Genomic DNA, 21,934 nt, shown 5'->3' with positions numbered 1-21,934 from the left:
CAGATGAAGCTTCAAAACCACCAGGCCATTGGCTTTGTCCACCGTGACAAAGCACATACCCATATTCATATCTATGCCAACAGGATCAGCCTGTCTGGGGAAATCTATAAAGACAGCTTTATCGGAAAGCGAAGCCAGCTGGCTGCAGATCATGTGGCCCAGAAACTGGGGCTAACCACGGTGCAGGAAGTACAAAACGAAAGGCTCCTGGAATTAAAAGGAATCCGGCAGGAAATCAAAAACATCAATGATAAAGTTCTAAGAACAAGACCCAAATCTCTGGATGAGTATATCCACAGAATGAAGGATCATAAAGTAAACGTTATTCCTACGATCAACAAGTCCAACCAGCTGCAGGGTTTTAGAATGGAATATAAAGGGGTCAACTTGAAAGCGAGCCAGGTAGATCGTAGCATGAGCGGTAACAGGCTTATTGCGCAAATCTCCCAAAACAGGAATTTTACATTATTAAAAGAAGCGCCGAAAAGCCTTCAACTCCTAAACAAAACAGTACAACTCAGCTCCAATTTAACCACTAAAATAGCTAAGGATATTGTCAAAGGGGCTGTAAAAATAGTACGTGATACCGGGATAGGCATGGGATATTAAATTTTAAGCGATGAAAAAACTAGATGAAATCATGGAACTGATGGCCGATGAAATGGCTGATTTTAAAAAAGCTGTGCTGCAGCTTCAACTGCTTTCCAGGCAACTATTTGAGCTGAGTATTCCCATCAGCACCGAAGCTTTAGAAAAGAACCTGGCCACATTTTTAAAAAAACAGGAAGCGCAAAACCAGGAAAGGGATGAAATCCTGCGAAGCATTGATAAGAAACTAAAAAATGTCAGGCTTATTCCTGATTACCTGATTATCCTTTTCGCCGTACTTGGAATAACTGCTTTGGGCATGCTCGGATATTTTAGTTATTCCGCCAATGCACAACAGGAAGAAAGCTTCAAAGTTTACCGCCTGATTCTGGAATCAGAAAATCAGCTGCAACAGGATTTTTTTGCAGCATATCCTGATATAAAAGAGGAATATTGCCAGTGGCTGGAAGATCAGAAGTAGGATTTGTCATGACAATTGGCCTTGTCGCAAAAGTTACTTTTTACAGTAAATCTTTTCGAAAGCCCTGAAAACAAGCAAAAATTTACAGTAAAAACATAAGTAGGATGCGCCCTTTGCTGTTTTTATTTCACGCTTAACTTCCCGTACGCTATAAAAACAGCACAGGATCCATGCGCAGATAAGTTATGGTAGATTTGGGGGTTTTAATTATAAGCGTCTGGTAATGAAAGCTGGCTTTAAATTGAGAATTTAATTTAAAAAGCAAAAGTCTTCTGTTTGTAGGATTTTCATAATACTAACTTTGTGAGCAAAAATTTCTTCGTTATTCGAAATCATCAAAAAATTCCTTTTGTGTGCCCAGATCTTTTAATCGTATATAATCCAACATCCCAGTGCCTTTAAACTTATGTTCAAGGCCTACAATATCACCATTCGGGCTCTGATAAGAACCGGAATATATCAATTTGTTATTAATATATGCCCGCACTTTTTTCTCTTTTACAACAACATGAAAGATGTTCCAACGCCTATAATTAAACGTAAAAGAAGAAAGGTTTTCCTCACCTCCGGTCATTTCTGTATTACCTACTTTTATCCCTGAATATCCCGAACATCCTATTTCCATTAGTGTAAAATAGATGAGATTTTTTTCACAATATAGATTCGTAAGAAAATCATAGCAGGTAATTCCACCTGTTTCTTCGGAATTCTTAAACCTCACTTCCATTTCAAAATTGTCCCCGCTGATTCCAAATTCTCTAAAAAGTTGATGGTCTATGTAGAAAACAGATTTTATGTTGAAACCTTTTTCAGCTAAATCTTCAGGAGAATAATACAAATATCCCGTGCTTTTCGGAGATTGTATTTTGTTATCGAGCCAACGTCCTGGTTTAATTTCAGGAAAAAAATAGCTATCCCAATTCTGCGACATCACAAGAACATTCTTAGTAGCAAGCTCACGGTCATTATTATTTAGACTTATGTGGTAATAACCTGGTATTTGAAAGGTATAGTTATAAAAAGAACGTTGTTTTTTTAATTTTACTATCTCTGGTCCATTTATAGGATGAGTGAAATCAAAATCAATATATAAGCTATCAGAAACTAACTTTTGGATATCGTATCTTACGGATACAGTGTTGGGTACATAACCTATAGAATCTTTTATCTTAAACCAGACCAATTCTGGATTTTGCTGCTCAAAATTATTTACTTGTTTATCAAACCTTTGAATAAGAAAAATAAAGAGCACAAGTATAATTAGAACCAGCACTCCTACTTTAATATTTTTTCTTTCCCATAATTGTCTCTTATTCTGAGGGGCTTCATGACTGATTTCAGCCTCATGTAAACTTGTGAATTCTGTCCAGTCTTTAAAGCCTAGAAATTTAACTAGTGCATCCTTGGTAGCTCTTTGCGGATTATATTGTTTTTTATATTTTATTTTTCCATAAAGTCTTTTGAGTGTATGTGGGCTTATAGATATCTCTGTCTGCTCAGAAATTATTTCCGATAAGCGCAAGAAATCAGTTTCTTTCCAAGATTGAGATTCTACCCAATTTAATTTTTGTTCTATCTGATATAGACAGTATTGTAAGTATTTCTGGTCTGTCATCTCGTATTCAAAAAATATGCAAAACTTTGAACAAGCTTTGAATAGCCTTAGATTAAGGAAATTGTGAATTTATTATTAAAATTGGTTAATCTTTTCGTAAAGATAGAGAATTTAAAATGGCTTTCTATTGTGAAGGGCTTTCTTTCTAAACATTAAAAAGGCGGATTTTTTATAAAACAAATAAATAAAAATGAAACATCTACAACGTTATAGTATTTTAAAGGTAATTATCATTTTTATATTACTCCATTGTGAAAATTTTATTGCACAGGTAAAAATATATGAAGGAACAGAGCTCATTCCCACCTACAAAATGGAAAAAGATGAAACCAGCCCTGTTTTTTATACTGGTAGGGCTGTCCAAGGGGCTCAGGGGAAAGTTTATCCATATCCTTCACAGACCCTTTTGGGAAGCGAACTTGTTGATACCCAATATGAAATGGTTTATCTGGAAAACGAATATCTTAAGGTAAAAGTACTTCCCGCTTTTGGAGGTCGTCTCTTTTCTGCTATAGATAAAACAAACGGGCACGAGTTGTTCCATACCAATAGCGTGATAAAACCAGATCTTATAGGCACACTCGGGGCATGGGTTTCAGGAGGTATTGAATGGTGCTTTCCACATCATCACAGAACCACTACTATGTTGCCCAGCGACTACAGAATGGTAAAAAATGAGGATGGTAGTGCAACAATATGGATTGGTGAAACCGAAAAAACTATGGATATGCGCGGGGTGGTAGGGATGACTTTACGTCCCGGCCGCTCTTATATAGAGGTAAATTATCGCATTAGCAATACAAGTGACATCACAAAAACATTTCTCTTTTGGGCGAATGTAGCCATTACAGCAAATAAGGACTTTCGAACTTTTTGGCCCCCAAGCCAGGAAATTGGAGTTTTCCACAACAATTCCAGTTTTACAGAGTGGCCAATTTCCCATGAAGAATATCAAGGTACAGATTATACGAGCGGAGTAGACCTTACCTGGTGGAAAAACCATCCTAATCCAGTATCCTTTTTTATGTGGGATGCCCAAGAAGGTTTTATCGGCGGATATGATTACAGCCAAAATGCAGGTACCGTGCATGTAGGCGATCCTATAGAAAACAGCACCTCAAAACTGTGGCAATTTGGTCCTGGATTACAAGGACAGAATGCGAGGCGTAAACTTACCGATGATGGAAAGGCCTATGTGGAGCTGATGACGGGTACTTTTTCAAACAATCAGCCTGATTATAGCTGGATACTTCCACACTCGGTAAAAGATGCCAAAAATTATTGGTACCCCATCCGCAATCTCGAAATTGTAAAAAATGCAACTACAGATGCTTCCGTAACCCTCCAAATGAGAAATGACAAAACCGTTTTCTATGGCTTTAATACTACCAGGGCTTTTAAGAATGCACACTTAAGCCTAAAAAATGGGAACGAGGTCTTGGTTGAAAAAACAATAGACATTGATCCGGCTACTCCTTTTACGGCCACTTATAAAGCAAAAGGAGCACTAGACGAATATAAGTTACATGTTGAGTTGAAAGATAGTGAAGGCAATCAACTGGTGTCCTACACTCCTTATAAACCACAGCATCCGGAATTGCCGGAACCACAGGAAAAGGTGAAAAAACCTGAAGAACTGGAATCGGTGGAAGACCTCTATCTTACAGGACGTTTTGTGGAACAGTTTAGTCGTGCGGGAATAGATCCCGATGATTATTATTTGGCAGCGCTGGAAAAATCACCGGATGATTACAGGGTAAATATTGCCCTGGGAATTCGCCGCATCAATCAAACCAAATATCAAGAAGCCCTTCCTTATCTGAATACCGCAGCAGAGAAACTCCACATAAAGTACCATCAGCCTAAAGAAGGAGAACTTTATTATTATATGGGATTAGCACAGAAAGAACTAGGACAGTTCGATGATGCCTATAGGAATTTCGGACGGGCTACGTGGTATTACCAATGGTCTGCTTCGGGTAATTTCGAACTGGCGCAGCTGGAAAGTAAAAAGGGCAATTATGAAAAAGCTCTCGATCACATAAAAGAAGCTTATTCTACAAATACCAAAGATGGTAGAATAAATATATTATACAGTGCACTCCTGCGAAAATTAGGAAGAAAAGAAAGAGCCAAAGAATTGATGGAGCATCTGTTAGCCTATGATCCGTTGAATTTTGCGGCACTTTACGAAGAAAGTCTATTAAATGGGGATGGATCTTTGGTGAAATGGCAGAAAAACATGCAGGATGTAGAAAATGACTACCTGGAAGTTGCCACCTGGTACATGAATGCAGGCTTGCTAAAAGATGGTATATCTCTTTTATCAGAAATTGAAGATACCAAGAACCCGTTAACCTCATATTACCTATCCTGGTTTTATGCCAAAATAAGCGAAAATGAGAAAGCTTTGGAAGCACAAAAACAGGCTAAAGGCGGTTCTTTGGATTATGTATTTCCGTACAGGTCAGAAACAGAAAAAGTACTCAGAAATGCTATGAAAATTGATAATCAGGATGCAACAGCTTATTATTTATTGGGCAATCTACTTTATGATAAAAGGCCTGAGGATGCCATGGACGTGTGGGAAAAGGCCAGTGAGGTAGGCAATCCTGATGCTATGGTGTGGCGAAATCTTGCTTTTGGTGCTTTTTACCATCAAAAAGATCCTGCCAGGGCCATAGAATATATGACCAAGGCCATCTCATTGAACAACACGTACCCCCTTTGGTATGATGAACTATCACAGTACTACGACGAGTCTGATTTCGATTTAAAAGAAAATCTAACCGTTCTACGAAACAATCTTGATATTGTTAAAAAAGATGTGTCTGCCCCAAAAACCTATGTTGAATTGTTGAATTTGAACGGGAATTTTGATGAAGCCATAAACTTTTTGAATACTCATCATTTTAGAACTTGGGAAGGAGGAAGAGAGATCTACTGGCATTATGTGAATACCCATACTTTAAAGGCACTGGAGTTGATGGATCACAAAAAATATGAAACTGCCGTGACGGAATTGGAAAAAGCATTAGAATATCCAGAAAATTTGGAAGTAGGAAAGCCAACCAATGATGAGAAAAATGCCATGATCTATTTCTTTATGGGAGAAGCTTACGAAAAGATGGGAGAAAATCGGCAAGCCAAAGATAAATTTCAAAAAAGTGTCGCCTCTCAAAATGGACCTGGAATGACCGAGCTACTTTTTTTTCAAGGAAAATCACTTGAAAAATTAGAGAAGACCATCCAAGCAAAACAACTTTTTAATAATCTAATCAATAAAGGAAAAGATCTGAGGGGTGGCGAAACGGATAACAGGTCAGTTGGGATTGGGCAGGTTACATTTGGGAACAACAAGGCTGCTTCGCATGCCTATTTTCTAGAGGCACTTGGTAATTTAGGACTAAAGAATGTAGATAAAGCCAATGAGCTTCTAAAGGCTTCTATAAATGCCTATAAAAATAACCTATGGGCAAAAGTTATGATGAATAGGTAATCTTTAGACAATCCAGCAATGATGTTTTTTATTTCAAATTAAAATTTATGATTAATCTGAGAAAAGACTTGATTTACTAAAACAATATAATATCTGATAAACTTTACTAACTAAGCAATTATAATCCATTAAACCTTATGAGAAAATTTTTAATTTTATTCACATTAATTCTATCGTTTCAACCCGGTATGTTTGCTCAAGGGTCTATTACGGTGACGGGAACGATAACTGAAGCTGACACCAGTGTACCTATTCCCGGTGTCAATATTTTGGAAAAAGGGACTGACAATGGAGTCATGACAGATTTTGATGGCAACTATTCCATTGAAGTTCCTGAAAATGCCACCTTAGTTGTGAGCTTTGTAGGCTTTACAGCTCAGACTTTAGAAGTAAACGGACGTAGCGAAATCGATATAGTTATGAAGGAAGAAGCGGCTGCATTGGATGAGGTCGTAGTGGTGGGATATGGAACCAAAAAGAAAGTTAATTTAACAGGATCGGTTGCTTCTGTTAACATGGATGAACTTGAAGCTATTCCTGCAGGAAATTCTGCGAGTGTATTACAGGGCAGACTCCCTGGAGTAACGGTTAGCAATTTCAGTGCACAACCCGGAAATGACAATCCTCAGATAAGGATTAGGGGGATAGGTTCTTTCAATGCTGGACAGGAACCTTTAGTAATTGTTGATGGAGTACAGAGTCAATTAAATCAAATTCCTCTCACAGATATTGCAAGTGTGAGCGTTCTGAAAGACGCCGCATCTGCCGCTATCTATGGGGTGCGTGCAGCAAACGGAGTGATTCTGGTAACCACCAAACGTGGAAAGTCAGGAAAACCTACTATTAATATACGTAGCAATGTAGCATTTCAAGAGCCGGTCGTAGAACCCGATTTTCTCGACTCATACGATTGGGCAATGATAAGGAACGAATGGGCTATGGCCGAGGGTGGAAATCCTGTTTATACGGATGAGCAAATTCAGACAATAAGGAATGGTTCTGATCCTGACAGGTTTGCCAATACTGACTGGTGGGACGCAGTGACCCAAACCGGTATACTACAAACGCATTCAGCTTCAGTCAATGGAGGCACAGAAAATATCCGTTATATGATTTCCGGAGAATTTCTGGACCAGGAAGGAATTGTAGTAGGAACCGATACAGATAGAAAAAGTCTTAGAAGTAATCTTGATGTGGATGTTTCCGAAAAATTAAAAATAGGATTGAATATCTATGGTTTTAGCCGGGAAACTGGCGAACCATCTTTGCGTTCGGTAGGTAATCCAGGAAATTTCGAGAACAACCTACTTTATTCTCTAAGGAGGTTTACACAACCTACTGTGCCTATTAGGTATTCCAGCGGAGAATATGGATTTGTGGACGGTCTTTATCCAGATGGTGGGATGATCATCAGAAACCCTTTATGGGAGGCTACTACCGGTGATAGTAGAACTGAGCAGTTTAGGGTTGAAGGAAAATTGTTTGCGAGTTATGAGTTACTTGAAGGATTAACTTTTACCAGTAGTTTGGCCAACATTCATAGCTCTTCAATTAATACCAGATTCGTTCCCACTTACCAACAGTTTAGTGGGGAGGGAGAAGTAGTAAACCAGAATATAAATAATAGTTTAAGTAATAATAATACCACTTTTAAACGGTTTGTATTCGAAAATCTTTTAAACTATGATTTGTCATTAGGAAAACATGATTTTACCGTGTTGCTTGGACATACCGCACAGGAAGAAAGAAATGATTATATGTACGGCTATATCCAGAATTTCCCCAATAATGAATTGCGAGAGCTGGGAGCAGGTGTAAGTAATCCACAAGTTGATGGGAATGCTTATGAAGTAGCTCTACAGTCCTTCTTCGGACGATTAAACTATACGCTGGACAAAAAATATTTGTTTGAAATGAACCTGCGTTATGATGGTTCCTCCAGGATGCCACAGGAATCTAGGTATGGACTTTTTCCTTCCTTTTCGGCCGGCTGGATCATTAGTAATGAAGATTTCCTAAAGGATAGTTCGACAATTTCCCTTTTGAAATTAAGAGGTAGCTGGGGTCAATTGGGTAATCAAGAAATTGGTAATTACGCCTATGTTCAGAATATCGCTACAGGAGCCGATTACATTCTAGGCGGTTCCATAGCGGGAGGCGTTGCGGTGAACAATCTGGCTAATCCAAACATCACCTGGGAGACCACTACAATTAGTGATGTTGGAATTGATGTAAACTTTTTTGACAGCAGACTGCAAATAACTGCCGACTACTTTCAGAAGAATTCTTCTGATATTCTTATAAGGCTTCCAATTCCTAATACTTTGGGGGTAAATAATGGTCCTTATCAGAATGCAGCTGAAGTTTCCAATAAAGGATGGGAAGCAGATGTAAGCTACCGAAACAATGTTGGGGACCTCGACTACTTTGCGGGCTTTAATTTCTCTACGGTGAAAAATGTAATCGAGGATATTGCAGGTCTGGAGAATTGGATTAGTGGAAATACTATTAATAGAGTGGGGCATCCAATCGGAGCGTACTATGGCTATGTAGCCGATGGCTATTTTGACAGTGAGGAGGAAATTGAAAACGCAGCCTCTCAATGGGGAACATTACGGCCTGGAGATATCCGGTATAAAGATATTAGTGGGCCTGAAGGTATTCCCGACGGACAAATAACTGCAGAGTACGACAGGCAGATCATAGGTAATCCTTATCCGAAGTACAACTATGGTTTTTACTTAGGAGGAGCCTTTAAAGGGTTTGACCTGAACCTCTTCTTCCAAGGCGTTTCGGGTATTGAACGTTTTTTCTGGTATAACACTGAGAATATTGGTCAGTTCACCAACTCAATTCTTGATAACTGGTCAGAGACAAATCGAGATGCGGCTTATCCAAGGTTTGGTAACAGTGCAAACAATTACAATATGTCAACCTTCTGGTTAAGAGATGCTTCCTATTTAAGATTAAAAACTATGGAATTAGGGTATAATATACCTCAATCTTTTACTCAGCAACTCGCTATTCCTAAGGTGCGATTATATTTTGTTGGGAATAACCTGTATACATTTACGGATGTCGAGGAATTTGATCCTGAAGTTGAATCAAGTGACGTAAGAAGTGCTTCATACCCAGGGGTAAAAGCTTATTCTTTCGGTATAAATATTACCTTTTAATATAAAAAAATATTCTTATGAAATACTTCAAATTATATATTACTATTCTACTGATAACTTTGGTGGGATGTTCAGACGATTTTTTGGATAGAACGTCCTTGAATGATTTGGGATCTGATAACTTCTGGTCAAATGAAGCCGATGCAGAAATGGCTCTAATGGGTATTTATTCGGCACTGCAAAATCCATACTTGTTTGATTCTGATCCCTATACAGGGGGAGTGACAAGGCTAGATTACTTGACCGACGATGGCTATACTGCCTGGCAATGGATGGCTGGCGCACCTATAGCAATTGGGCAGCATAACGCTACTTCTTGGCTAATTGGTGATTTTTGGACTGCTAACTATCGGGTAATAAGCCGAGCAAATAGGGTTATAGCTCGAGTCCCTGAAATTCCCGGTATTGATGAAGAAATAGCAAACCGTATCGTAGCCGAGGCTAAAGTATTAAGAGCTACCTCTTATAATCTATTGGGAATGACTTATCAAGATGTACCATTGATCACCGAACCACAAGCTGTTGAGGAAGCTGATGTACCAAAATCTGACCGCAGTGAAATCTATGCTTTTATTACTCAGGATCTCGAAGCAATTATAGATGATTTGCCGAACCCTGCAGATATTGCCCCTTCGGAATTTGGCAGAATTGATAAAGGGGCCGCTCTGGCTATGCTTTCCAGGATTTACCTCTATAATGATCAATTCTCGGAAGCAGCAGCAAGAGCGAAGGACGTTATAGATCTTGGATATTATTCTTTGGCTCCCGATTATGATGCTCTGTTTTCTGTTGCGAATGAAAATAGTAATGAGGTGGTGTTTCGGGTGGCCTTTGACCGGATTATTGATGAAGGTTCCTCCTTTGCAGCTTATTGGGGATATATTGATTACCAGCGGGCTTTACCTGATCTGGCGGAAGCTTTTTATACAATTGAAGGAGAGCCTATTGAAGAATCCTCACTTTATAATCCAGAAATCCCCTCCGAGAACAGAGATCCCAGGTTCAGTGCCACGCTACTTTCAAACGGGGATACCTGGAAAGGAGAACCTGTGACCATTGATGAAGATTACTATTTTCAGAGAAAATATACCGAAGAAGAGAATAATGAAGATCATTTTAATAGTCCTCAGGATTTCTATGTTATTCGGTTTGCCGATGTACTCTTAATGCGTGCTGAGGCATTAGTTCAGTCTGGTGCTTATGATGAAAGCGAAGTCATTGAATTAATTAACCAGGTACGGGATAGGGTAGATATGCCGGGTGTCGAAGAGACTGCGGGAATCGGACTGTCACAGGAGGAGTTGATGGAAGTTATAAAACATGAACGTAGAGTGGAACTTGCTTTTGAAGGACTGCGTTATTTTGACCTGGTGCGCTGGGAAGAATTGGATGATGTATATCAGGAATATATGGACAGCGAATATCAGCGACTTTTAGATCTTGGTTATCCCGATGTCCGTCCAAGGAGTTTCATTTCTTACAAATGGCCGATTCCACAAGGAGAGATCGATGTGAATGAGAACCTTAATCAACACAACGAGTGGTAAAGAAAGTTTTTCTAAAAAATGGTCTCTGCTTTAAAAAATCATTGAATAATAGAGCTTCATAACATTCAGAATAATAAGATAATGAAAAAGTTTACACCCCATCCACTGTCTAATTCCATTTATTTCTTATCGTTTTTGATGATAGCTGTGACAACGTCTTGTAAAACGAAAGAGGATGCCGCTATTCAAACTCTTAATTTAAAGAAGATAGCCGAGAACAATTTGAACAGCACACTCGTAAAATTCAGCGAACATTTTGAGGGCCAAGTCCTAAAGGTCTTGCCAAAAAAAAATAGCACTGGTGTTGTAATTTGGGAGAAGGGAGATGAACAAGATTGGACTAAAGGAAGTTATCTTATTTTTGGACTATATGGGGATAATGAATTCAGCGGCGTTATCAATGTTGAATTTTTTAAAGAAACCGGAGAATACACAACAGAAGAGCTAATCGTTCAGGGGGGTGAAGTGACCGGAAGAGGAGATGCAGCGCCCCCCTGGATTTCCTCACTTATGGGAATTCTACCGAATTTAAAGACACAGGTGGTTTTCCCCTTGAGCTATTTGGACGCACAGGAAATATTTCTTCCCCGATTCCCGCGACAGTTGAAAGGAACAGTAACTGGGAATCGTTTAGATCCTGCGGATATAGTAAAAGTAGTGTTACGTTTTGGTCCTTATGATGAACCTTATCTTACACCAGAGTTTGAACTGGCGGCGATATCCATAAACAAAGATTTACCTGAGCCTTATCCTCTGTTGGAAGAGCCTGTCATCGATGAATTTGGTCAATGGAAATCAAGGACATGGGAAGGAAAAATAGAGGATTCCAGCGAACTGGCTAAACAGAATGCTCAATTGTATGAAATGGCCCAAAAAGCAACATTACCGGATAACTGGAGCAAATATGGTGGTTGGCTGGAGAAGCGGTTTGAAGCCACGGGGTTTTTCAGGACGCAGCATGACGAGGATCGTTGGTGGCTGGTAGATCCTGAAGGAAACGCTTTTTTAAGTGTTGGAGTGGATGTGATGAGATATGGTTCCTCTGGTCCTATAAATGACAGTGAAGATCTTTTTGAGTGGCTTCCGAAGAACGGAGATAGTACTTTTGGGGCAGCTATTGATAAATCAGATGGTCGGGAGATGGATTTTTACAAGGCTAATATGATAAAAGCTTTTGGTAAAAATCCGAAGGAGAAATGGGCGACAATAGCGAAAGGATTGATGAGTAAATACCGGTTTAATACCGTTGGAAATTGGTCTGATCTGGAGTTCATCCAGGAAAATCAACTGCCTTATGTGCTCCCTCTTCAGGATTTTCCTTCCACAGAGGTCCGTTTATATAGGGATTTTCCTGACGTTTTTTCTAAAGAGTTTCAGGAAAACTCCGAAAAGTTTGCTGAACAGTTGCACGATTTTAAGGATGATCCGTACATGATTGGATATTTCCTGCGAAATGAGCCACAATGGGCTTTCGGGTATCACAATCTGGCATATGAGATGTTTGGTACAGATCAACACTCGGAAACCAAGAGCGAATTTATCAATTGGATATCCCGGAAATACAATGGAGATATCGAGGCTTTTAATAAAAATTGGCAATTAGACCTTCAGGAATTTGAAGAATTGTCTTCACAGACATTCAAGGAATATCCTTCGGAAACTGCAGACAGTGATTTCTATGAGTTCTCTGAGATTATGGTTGCCCGGTATGTAGATGTTCCCTGTGATGAAGTAGAAAAAATTGATAACAATCATCTTAACCTTGGAATGCGGTATGCTTGGATAAGTTCAGATCTGCTTTACAAGGCAGGCGAACGATTTGACGTCTTCTCCATTAACGGTTATGGTATAAAACCACCAGAAACCAATGAAATTGCTGAGATAAGTGGAAAACCTATTATGATTGGGGAATTTCATCACGGAGCCATAGATCGAGCCTTACCTGCTACCGGGATTACAGGAGTGTTTACCCAGGAAGACAGAGGCAAAGCCTACAGGAACTATGTAGAGGAAGGTTTTTCGAGACCGGAGCTAATCGGTATGCATTATTTTCAGTGGATTGATCAACCGATCTACGGTCGTTTTGACGGAGAGAACTATAACATAGGAGTTGTGGACATGAACAATTTGCCGTACCCCGAGCTAACAGAAGCCATGACCATCACTAATGAACGGATCTATAGAATTGGAACCGATGAGGTTGAGCCTTATAAAGGAGAAATTAAAAGAATTAATCCTATCCACTACTAAAAAAATTGGCTCTCAAAAAAAGAAAACATGAAGAAAATTTTTTTAATCCTGCTTAGCTTTTTAAGTACCATACTTGGAATGGGTCAGCAAATCAAAAACGAATGGGAGAATCCAAAAATTCTTGACAGGAACAAGGAAGAAGCCCATGCGCAGTTTGTATTATATAAAAACGAAGCAGCAGCAAAAAAAGCTGATAAAAAAGCTTCAGAATATTATAAAAGCCTGAATGGCACCTGGAAGTTCCATATAGTAAAAACCCCGGTGCAAAGACCAAGAGATTTTTATAAAAGCGGACTAAATGATAGTAACTGGGAAAATGTTAAGGTTCCCTCAAATTGGGAGCTGCAAGGATTTGATATTCCTATTTATACCAATGTCACCTACCCTTTTCCTAAAAACCCGCCTTTTATAGATGAAGATTACAATCCGGTTGGGAGTTACAGGACGACTTTTACCGTGCCCCAGGATTGGGATAAGAAGGAAATCCTCCTTCATTTCGGCTCTATTTCAGGCTATGCCCAAATCTATGTAAACGGCCAGGAAGCCGGAATGACCAAAGCTTCCAAAACCCCTGCCGAATTTAACATCACTCCTTTCCTGAAAGAAGGGGAAAACTTACTGGCGGTGCAGGTATTTAGATGGCATGACGGTAGCTATTTGGAAGACCAGGATTTCTGGCGTTTAAGTGGAATTGAGCGCGATGTTTACCTGCAGGCACTGCCAAAAACCACCATCTGGGATTACTGGGCAACCAGTAGCCTTGATAATCAATATCAGGAAGGTATTTTTAATATGAATGTGGATCTTCGCAAGTTTGAAGATAGTAAGATCAAAAAGCCGGCAATAAAAGTTGAACTTTTTAGCCCTGAGGGTTCAAAAGTCTTTTCAGAAGAAAAGAAAAAGCTTTCCGCAGATGAAAATGTGCAATTTTCGACCACCATTCCAAATGTTGAAAAATGGAGCGGGGAATTTCCTAACCTATACACTTATGTAATAAGCCTTTCAGACAGAAAAGGAAAAACGCTGGGAGTAATTTCAGGAATGACAGGTTTCAGGAAAGTAGAAATTAAAGATGCCCAGTTGATGGTGAATGGTGAACCCATTACCGTAAAAGGAGTGAATTTACATGAACATCACGGCACCAAAGGCCATGTTCCGGATAGGGAAATGATGATAAAGGATATTGAATTAATGAAGCGTAATAATATCAATGCGATTCGGATGAGTCATTATCCGCATGGGATAGAATTATACGAACTGGCAGATAAATACGGAATGTACATTGTAGATGAGGCCAATATTGAGACTCACGCCATGGGCGCGGAATGGCAAGGCAATTTTGATAAGACCAAACACCCGGCTTACCTGCCGGACTGGGCTCCTGCTCATATGGACAGGATTAAACGTATGGTGGAGCGTGATAAAAACCACTCTTCCATTATCATCTGGTCTATGGGGAATGAAAGTGGTAACGGCCAGGTGTTTTATGACGCCTACGACTGGATCAAACAAAGGGACACTACCCGTATGGTGCAGTTTGAGCAGGCCGGCGAAAACCGGAATACCGATATTGTAGCACCCATGTATCCCGGTATCCGCAGTATGAAAAGTTACGCTGAAGATGAAACCAAAGAACGACCATATATTATGTGTGAATATTCCCATGCGATGGGAAACAGTAACGGGAATTTCCAGGAATACTGGGATATCATCAACAGCAGTGAACATATGCAGGGAGGATTCATTTGGGACTGGGTAGACCAGGGACTGGAAACAAAAACCAAGGAAGGAGAAAAGTTCTGGGCCTATGGGGGCGACCTTGGAGGGGCGCACCTGCACAACGACCAGAATTTTAATGCCAATGGCCTTGTAGATGCAGGGAGGAATCCACATCCCGCCCTACAGGAAGTAAAAAAAGTCCATCAGGATATCAACTTTGAACTGGACAATCAAACTTTAAATATTACCAATAAATTCAATTTTACCAATCTTGACAAGTACAATTTCAAGTGGGAGCTAATTGGTAATGGAGATGTGGTGGAAACCGTAAACTTTGAAGTTTCCGTGGAACCAAATGAGCAAGAGACAGTTAATCTAACCCTGCCTCAACTTCAGGATAGGGAGTATTTCTTAAATGTATATGCTTATACATCAGAAGCTACAGAACTTGTTCCTGAAGACCACGAGATTGCCCGTGAACAATTTTCTTTAGGAGATAACAATTATTTTGTAAACAACGCCCAACCTGCTGCTGATGAAAACCTGCAGTACAATGTTAAGAATGGAATTTTGAGCTTCAGTACCAATACTGTAAAAGGTGAATTTGACCTGGAATCAGGAAAACTTCAGCAGTATCATTTTAAAAATGAAGATACCGAAGTAATTTCCGAATTTCCAGAACCTTACTTCTGGAGGGCACCTACCGATAATGACTTCGGAAACAAAATGCCTGAGAAGCTAGGCGTATGGAAAAAAGCCACCAATGAAAACCCAACGGTGAAAAACGTAGAGGTTGGGGATAAAACTGCAGAAGGCCTCCCTGTAACAGTAGAATTTCAACTGGCTGAAGTTGATGTGCCTTATACGGTGGAGTATTTAATTAAACCTGGCGGAGATATACAGGTGACTTCCAAAATAGACATGACCGGGAAAGACCTGCCGGAGCTTCCCAGGTTTGGAATGCGCATGGTCTTGCCTGGGGATTACCAGAACCTCTTTTACTACGGCAGGGGGCCCTGGGAGAACTATCAGGACAGGAACACTTCTTCATTTGTGGGGAAATACGAGGACAAGGTAGAAAATCAATTTACCTGGACCTATATCCGCCCACAGGAATCAGGATATAAAACCGAAGTCCGCTGGCTGGCCCTAAGGGATAACCAGGGAAAAGGAATTAAAATAGAAGGACAACAACCCCTGGGGTTCAGTGCTCTCAATATTCCTACAGAACAGTTGGATCCGGGTAACTGGAAATCTCAGAAACACCCTACAGACTTGGAGCCACAAGACAAAGTCTTTTTACACCTTGATTTAAAGCAGCGTGGTTTAGGAGGAGATAACAGCTGGGGTGCCCTGCCCCACGAGCAATACCGTCTTCTTAATGACACCTACAGTTATAGCTATACTATTTCACTTGTAAAATAAACAAATGATCAACTTAAAAACAGTATTAATCATTGTATTAGCTGTTACAGGTTTTTCTTCCTTTGCCCAGGAAAATCTGATTATCAATATAGAAAACAGGGAGGGCATATCTCTTAATGGAACCTGGCATTATATTGTGGATCCTTATGAAACCGGCTTTTATAACTACCGATGGAAAGAACGTAATGAAGATGATCCGGAAGCATACTGGAATCGCCCTGTTGTAAGAAATAAATCGGACAGGAAGGAACATGGATATGCTGATCCTTATACTATTCAGGTGCCCGGCGACTGGAATTCCCAGGATGACATTTTTAAGTATTATGAAGGAACAGTCTGGTACCAGAGGGAATTTGATGCTCCCGGGATAGAAGAAAATGAAAATGTCTATCTCTATTTTGGAGGTGCCAATTATGAAGCACATGTTTACCTCAACGGCAAAAAGTTAGGAATGCACAAAGGTGGTTTTACTCCTTTTAATTTTGCGATTCCGAAGGGACTTCTAAAAGAGAATGACAATTTTCTTGTAGTAAAGGTGGATAACAAAAGACATCCGGAAGAAATTCCCACTGTGAATACAGATTGGTGGAATTACGGAGGAATTACAAGGGATGTTAAATTGCTTATTCTTCCCTCTACTTTCATTCAGCAGTATGCCCTTCAGCTGGATCCGGGACAGGACATATTAGCTGCAAAAAAGAAGAACAAATTTAATATTGAGGGCAATATAAAATTAAATGAGACGGAAATTTCTTCAGAATTGACTGTAGAAATTCCTGAACTGAAAGTCAGGCAGAAGTTTCCTGTTGAAGGAAATAGTGCGAATTTCAATTTTTCAGCAAAAAAACTTCAATTATGGTCTCCAAAAAATCCAAGGCTTTATGAGGTTGTATTTACCCTGAATGGAGAAAAACTAAAAGACAAGATTGGATTTAGAAAAATTGAAGCTTCAGGAAAGGATATCCTCTTGAACGGTGAGAAGATTTTTCTGCGGGGAATCAGTATTCATGAAGAAATTCCGCAGGATGTGAGAAGGGCCTACAGTAAAGCCGATGCTGCACAATTGTTTGAATGGGCTAAAGATTTAAATGCAAACATGGTAAGGCTTGCTCATTATCCTCATAATGAACACATGACGAGAATGGCCGATTCCATTGGTATGCTGGTTTGGTCTGAAATCCCTGTTTACTGGACAATAGATTTTAAAAACCCTGAAGTTTATAAAAAGGCAGAAAAGCAACTTAAAGAAATGATCATAAGAGACCGCAATAAAGCCTCTGTCATCATTTGGTCTGTAGGGAATGAAACTCCTGTAAGTGAAGTTCGCACAAGCTTCATGAAGAACCTAATAGAAACAACTAAATCCATGGACAGTACACGCTTAGTATCAGCTGCCCTGGAAGTTGGTTACAACCGGGACAAAAATTATGTAGATGATCCTTTGGGAAGGTATACAGATATCGTCTCTGTTAACGAGTATTTAGGCTGGTATGGAGATTTACCTCATGCAAAAGAAAACTCTAATTGGGCAGTGGCCTATAATAAACCACTCTTCTTCAGTGAAACCGGGGCTGGTGCAAAAGGAGGATACCATGGGGAGAAAGAACAGCGCTGGACGGAAGAATTCCAGGAATGGTATTTTGAAGAAACAATAGAAATGATGAAAAGAATGCCGGAAAATTATACTGGGATGTCACCATGGATTTTAGCAGATTTTCGGTCCCCCAGAAGAAATCATCCCGAATATCAGGAAGGCTGGAACAGAAAGGGGCTCATTGATAATGAAGGAAACAAGAAAAAAGCTTTTTATGTGCTACAGGAGTATTATAAGAAGATGGCAGAAAAATATAAATAGACCTTGGGAACAAGATTTCGACCTTCATCATTCAATAGTAAAGGTTGCAATTATTAAGTGTGGAAACTTACATGTTCCTGAAAAGCCCTGCAATTATGCAGGGCTTTATTCAAACAACTACAATCTAAACTCGTTGATAAAAATGAAAAAATTTTTAAGTATCATTAGTTTGAGCCTGACAATTTTAGGCTGTAAAACCGGTTCTAAAACATCAGATGCTGATATAGCAACTAAATATCAAGGATATGAATTGATATGGAACGAAGAATTTGAGACAGCAGGAAAACCGAATCCTGTGTTCTGGAACTATGAACATGGTTTTACACGCAATGAAGAATTGCAATGGTACCAGAAAGATAATGCAAATATCATGAAAGGCTTTCTAACCATAGAGGGTCGAAGAGAAAGAGTGAAGAACAATAATTATGAGGCAGGAAGTAATAACTGGAAAAAGCATCGTGAATTTGCTGAGTATACCTCTTCCAGTATTAACACCCGTGGCAAAAAAGAGTTTCAGTATGGTATTCTGGAAGTCCGCGCAAAAATAGACACCGCTAAAGGAAACTGGCCTGCCATTTGGACCCTTGGAATAACAAAGCCATGGCCTTCGAACGGCGAAATAGATATCATGGAATACTACATGGTGAATAAGGAACCTCACATTCTTGCCAATGTTGCCTGGAAAGGCTCAGAGGAATATGTAAAATGGGACAGTGAAAAAATTCCGTTCCAGCATTTCCTTGATAAATACCCGGAGTGGCCGGAAAAGTTCCATATCTGGAAAATGGATTGGACTAAAGATTACATCCGCCTTTATCTTGATGATGAACTTTTGAATGAAATTGAACTCAGTAAAACCAATAATCCAGATGGTTTTAATCCTTTTCATCAACCCCATTATATTTTACTAAACCTCGCTTTGGGTTCTAACGGAGGGGATCCATCCGAAACGGCGTTTCCCCAGGAATACATAGTAGATTATGTAAGGGTGTATCAGAAAAAGAAGTAAGTGTTATAAACAGGAAAAATAATTAGTTAGTAATGAATAAGATTAGAATTCTAAGTATATTAATATTAATCATTTTCAGCAGTTCCAATATAAACTGCCAAAATAGAGCTCATAGATATTCAGCTTTTCATCCCGGTAAAATCTGGAAAGACAGTGATGGAAACCATATAAATGCTCACGGAGGGGGTATTTATTATGAAGACGGCACGTATTACTGGTACGGCGAACATAAAGGAGATGATAGTAAGGCCCACGTAGGAATCAATGTATATTCTTCTAAGGACCTTTACAATTGGAAAAAAGAAGGCATAGCCCTGGCCGTGGAAAAAGATCCTAATTCTGAAATTACTGCCGGAAGCGTTATGGAGCGTCCAAAGGTGATATATAACAAAAAAACCGGAAAATACGTGCTTTGGTTTCACCTTGAACTAAAGGGAAAGGGATATAGTGCGGCGAGAACGGGGGTGGCGATAAGTGATACTCCAACAGGGCCATTTAAATATTTAAAATCATACCGACCTAATGCCAGGAAATGGCCAAAAAACTTCAAAGAATCTTCGAAACGGGAGTTTAAAAAAGGAGAGATTGGTGAATGGTGGACGGACCAATGGAAAAAGAATTTATTGGAAGGATCTTTTGTGCGCCGCGATTTCGAAGAAGGGCAAATGTCCAGAGATATGACCGTTTATGTAGATAAAGATGGTACCGCCTATCATATCCACTCTTCAGAAGAAAATCAAACTTTACATATTTCTGAACTTACCGATGATTATTTAAACTTTACTGGAAACTGGGTACGGGTTCAGGCCGGCGGACAAAACGAGGCACCTGCAATCTTTGAGAAAGATGGAAAATATTATATGGTAACTTCCGGACTTACAGGATGGGATCCAAATGCCGCAAGATCGTTTGTAGCAGATTCAATTATGGGTAAATGGTCGGCTTTAGGTAATCCTGCAGAAGGAAAAGATGCTGATAAAACTTTTCATTCACAAAGTACATTCATTCTTCCCGTTGAGGGTAAAGATGATGCTTTTATTTTTATGGCTGACCGATGGAAACCCAATAATCATATAGATGGCAGGTATATTTGGCTTCCCATAGAATGGGAAAACGGAAAACCGATTATCAAATGGAAGGATGAGTGGGATTTATCGTTTTTTGATGAAAATTGATCTAAAGAATATTTCATAAAAGTTGTTTCAACCTTTTATCCGTTTATGCTTCTTTCTGACAAGAAAAAAACAACTAGCCAAAACCCCATGTCTATTGAGTAGTCGTTATGAAAAGCATAAATCAAAAATATTTTCGTCGAGCACTATTAACTTATTGAAATATTTAATTGTATTGAAATGCGAAATATCACTTTCACTTTTAAAGCTTTTGGGATTTTAAGCCTGGGGTTAATTTTATTTTCCTGTGCTTCTTTGAAAACTGAAAAAGTCTATACAAATTATTTATTTGCTTATTTCACCGGAAATGGACAGGGTGAGGAAGCGGTGCGATATGCTCTTAGTTCAGATGGTTATAATTATTATGCACTTAATGATAATAATCCTATAATTAATTCCGATGTGATTAGTAAAACTGGCGGTGTTAGGGATCCACATATTCTTAGGACAAAGAATGGTAGTTTTTATATGGTTCTGACGGATCTGCTCTCTAAGAATGGTTGGACGAATACTGCTATGATCATGTTAAAATCTGATGATCTGGTAAACTGGACTTCTACCGTAATTGATATTCCTCAGATTTATCAGGATGAATATTCCGAAGTTATGAGGGTTTGGGCTCCCCAGACAATCTATGATGAAAAAGCAGGAAAATACATGATCTATTTCTCCATGTTGCAGCCTGAAAGCTATGACAAGATCTATTATGCCTATGCCAATGAGGATTTTACGGGATTTGAAGCAGCTCCAGACCAGCTTTTTTTCAATCCAGCCAAAACCGCAAGCATAGATGGTGATATTGTCAAAAAAAATGGAAAATTCTATTTATTCTACAAAACTGAAGGTGAAAAAGACAAAGGAATTAAAGTTGCGATCTCCAATAATCTTACCAGCGGTTACGAGCCGCTTGCGGGAAATGTCGATCAAACCGATAAAGCCGTGGAGGGTTCAGGCGTTTTTAAACTGATAGATTCTGATAAATACATTTTGATGTATGATGTTTATATGAATGGGAAATATCAATTTACTGAAAGTAAAGATCTCAAGAATTTTAAAGTTATTGATGAGGATATTTCCATGAATTTTCATCCCCGTCATGGTACCGTGATTCCTATTACAGCAGAAGAAACAAAAAGACTTATTGCAAATTTTCCATCCGGTAATGTTCCGGGAATAAATTAAAAGAAAATTAAGTAGGCTGATGTTTTTTTAAAGTTTTTACTCAATTACACATGAATGATCAGTTGTCGGTCTGGATAAGGAAGAAATCTCTCGGTGAGTGATATTGTATTAAAAGACACCTTTTTTTGAACTGCACTACTGCAGAGAAGAGGATAGCGGGAATGTAAGAACTTTGAGTAATTATTAGGAGATAAGAAATTAATATATTTAAAGGACATATTAGCTAGGATAGAAACCTTTTAATAATAAATCTACGGTTCAATTAAAGAGATTATCTTTTCGTAATGTAATGTTTGCGAAATGTGCTAATATATAATAGCAGAAAAGTGATTTATAGTCTGGGACTATCTCAAAAACTGTGTAAGTAGAAAATATCGGGGTTTGCAAACCCCGATATTTTTTTAATCTTGCCTGTA

12 protein-coding genes are annotated in these 21,934 nt (G+C 39.1%); 11 read left to right on the top strand and 1 reads right to left on the bottom strand.

The features are described 5' to 3' along the window. Together AB8M93_RS17630 and AB8M93_RS17625 are read left to right on the top strand one after the other, a co-directional pair. Positions 1–609 (top strand): relaxase/mobilization nuclease domain-containing protein (locus AB8M93_RS17630; protein ID WP_373060144.1); only part of this gene is annotated, 609 nt, incomplete at its 5' end. Between the two features lie 10 nt (positions 610–619). Beyond that, positions 620–1,069: a DUF6730 family protein gene (locus AB8M93_RS17625; RefSeq protein WP_373060142.1), complete on the top strand. Its 450-nt coding sequence runs from the start codon at positions 620–622 to the stop codon at positions 1,067–1,069. 322 nt (positions 1,070–1,391) lie between these two features. On the opposite strand, the gene AB8M93_RS17620 is transcribed toward AB8M93_RS17625, so the two are convergent. After that, complete coding sequence (locus AB8M93_RS17620; protein ID WP_373060140.1) at positions 1,392–2,684, bottom strand: hypothetical protein; 1,293 nt, start codon at positions 2,682–2,684, stop codon at positions 1,392–1,394. 190 nt (positions 2,685–2,874) lie between these two features. On the opposite strand from AB8M93_RS17620, the gene AB8M93_RS17615 reads away from it, so the two are divergent. The 9 genes from AB8M93_RS17615 to AB8M93_RS17570 all read left to right on the top strand — a co-directional run bounded on the left by AB8M93_RS17615 (position 2,875) and on the right by AB8M93_RS17570 (position 21,518). Then, entirely contained in the window at positions 2,875–6,183 is a 3,309-nt protein-coding gene (locus tag AB8M93_RS17615; RefSeq protein WP_373060138.1) for a DUF5107 domain-containing protein, read from the top strand. A 137-nt stretch (positions 6,184–6,320) separates the two neighbouring features. Then, positions 6,321–9,359, top strand: coding sequence for a SusC/RagA family TonB-linked outer membrane protein (locus AB8M93_RS17610; protein WP_373060136.1), 3,039 nt, complete (start codon positions 6,321–6,323; stop codon positions 9,357–9,359). A gap of 17 nt (positions 9,360–9,376) precedes the next feature. Continuing rightward, positions 9,377–10,906, top strand: a complete 1,530-nt coding sequence (locus AB8M93_RS17605; RefSeq protein WP_373060134.1) for a RagB/SusD family nutrient uptake outer membrane protein — start codon at positions 9,377–9,379, stop codon at positions 10,904–10,906. A gap of 279 nt (positions 10,907–11,185) precedes the next feature. Continuing rightward, positions 11,186–13,156, top strand: a complete 1,971-nt coding sequence (locus AB8M93_RS17600) for a hypothetical protein (RefSeq protein WP_373060132.1) — start codon at positions 11,186–11,188, stop codon at positions 13,154–13,156. Positions 13,157–13,183: 27 nt separating this feature from the next. After that, positions 13,184–16,300, top strand: coding sequence for a beta-galactosidase, LacZ type (lacZ, locus tag AB8M93_RS17590; protein WP_489671767.1), 3,117 nt, complete (start codon positions 13,184–13,186; stop codon positions 16,298–16,300). A gap of 4 nt (positions 16,301–16,304) precedes the next feature. After that, positions 16,305–18,155: a glycoside hydrolase family 2 protein gene (locus AB8M93_RS17585; RefSeq protein ID WP_373060130.1), complete on the top strand. Its 1,851-nt coding sequence runs from the start codon at positions 16,305–16,307 to the stop codon at positions 18,153–18,155. Between the two features lie 142 nt (positions 18,156–18,297). Continuing rightward, positions 18,298–19,164 (top strand): glycoside hydrolase family 16 protein, encoded by an 867-nt coding sequence (locus AB8M93_RS17580; RefSeq protein ID WP_373060128.1) that lies wholly within the window; start codon positions 18,298–18,300, stop codon positions 19,162–19,164. A 32-nt stretch (positions 19,165–19,196) separates the two neighbouring features. Continuing rightward, the gene (locus AB8M93_RS17575; RefSeq protein ID WP_373060126.1) at positions 19,197–20,339 is read left to right on the top strand and encodes a glycoside hydrolase family 43 protein; all 1,143 of its coding nucleotides are present in this window, start codon (positions 19,197–19,199) and stop codon (positions 20,337–20,339) included. Positions 20,340–20,516: 177 nt separating this feature from the next. Next, on the top strand, positions 20,517–21,518 hold the full coding sequence (locus AB8M93_RS17570) for a glycoside hydrolase family 43 protein (protein WP_373060124.1): 1,002 nt from the start codon (positions 20,517–20,519) through the stop codon (positions 21,516–21,518). Positions 21,519–21,934: the final 416 nt, after the last annotated feature.

This window comes from Autumnicola aciditolerans (assembly GCF_041679265.1).
Lineage (GTDB): Bacteria > Bacteroidota > Bacteroidia > Flavobacteriales > Flavobacteriaceae > Autumnicola.
Note: the sequence above shows the minus strand (reverse complement) of the source record. Positions and strands in the feature narration are given on the sequence as shown.

Excerpts from the sequence above, each read along its gene's own strand:
- AB8M93_RS17575 (WP_373060126.1), top strand. The coding sequence starts at position 19,197 with ATGAATAAGATTAGAATTCTAAGTATATTAATATTAATCATTTTCAGC.
- AB8M93_RS17625 (WP_373060142.1), top strand. The coding sequence starts at position 620 with ATGAAAAAACTAGATGAAATCATGGAACTGATGGCCGATGAAATGGCT.
- AB8M93_RS17610 (WP_373060136.1), top strand. The coding sequence starts at position 6,321 with ATGAGAAAATTTTTAATTTTATTCACATTAATTCTATCGTTTCAACCC.
- AB8M93_RS17570 (WP_373060124.1), top strand. The coding sequence starts at position 20,517 with ATGCGAAATATCACTTTCACTTTTAAAGCTTTTGGGATTTTAAGCCTG.
- AB8M93_RS17585 (WP_373060130.1), top strand. The coding sequence starts at position 16,305 with ATGATCAACTTAAAAACAGTATTAATCATTGTATTAGCTGTTACAGGT.
- AB8M93_RS17615 (WP_373060138.1), top strand. The coding sequence starts at position 2,875 with ATGAAACATCTACAACGTTATAGTATTTTAAAGGTAATTATCATTTTT.
- lacZ (WP_489671767.1), top strand. The coding sequence starts at position 13,184 with ATGAAGAAAATTTTTTTAATCCTGCTTAGCTTTTTAAGTACCATACTT.
- AB8M93_RS17580 (WP_373060128.1), top strand. The coding sequence starts at position 18,298 with ATGAAAAAATTTTTAAGTATCATTAGTTTGAGCCTGACAATTTTAGGC.
- AB8M93_RS17605 (WP_373060134.1), top strand. The coding sequence starts at position 9,377 with ATGAAATACTTCAAATTATATATTACTATTCTACTGATAACTTTGGTG.
- AB8M93_RS17620 (WP_373060140.1), bottom strand. The coding sequence starts at position 2,684 with ATGACAGACCAGAAATACTTACAATACTGTCTATATCAGATAGAACAA.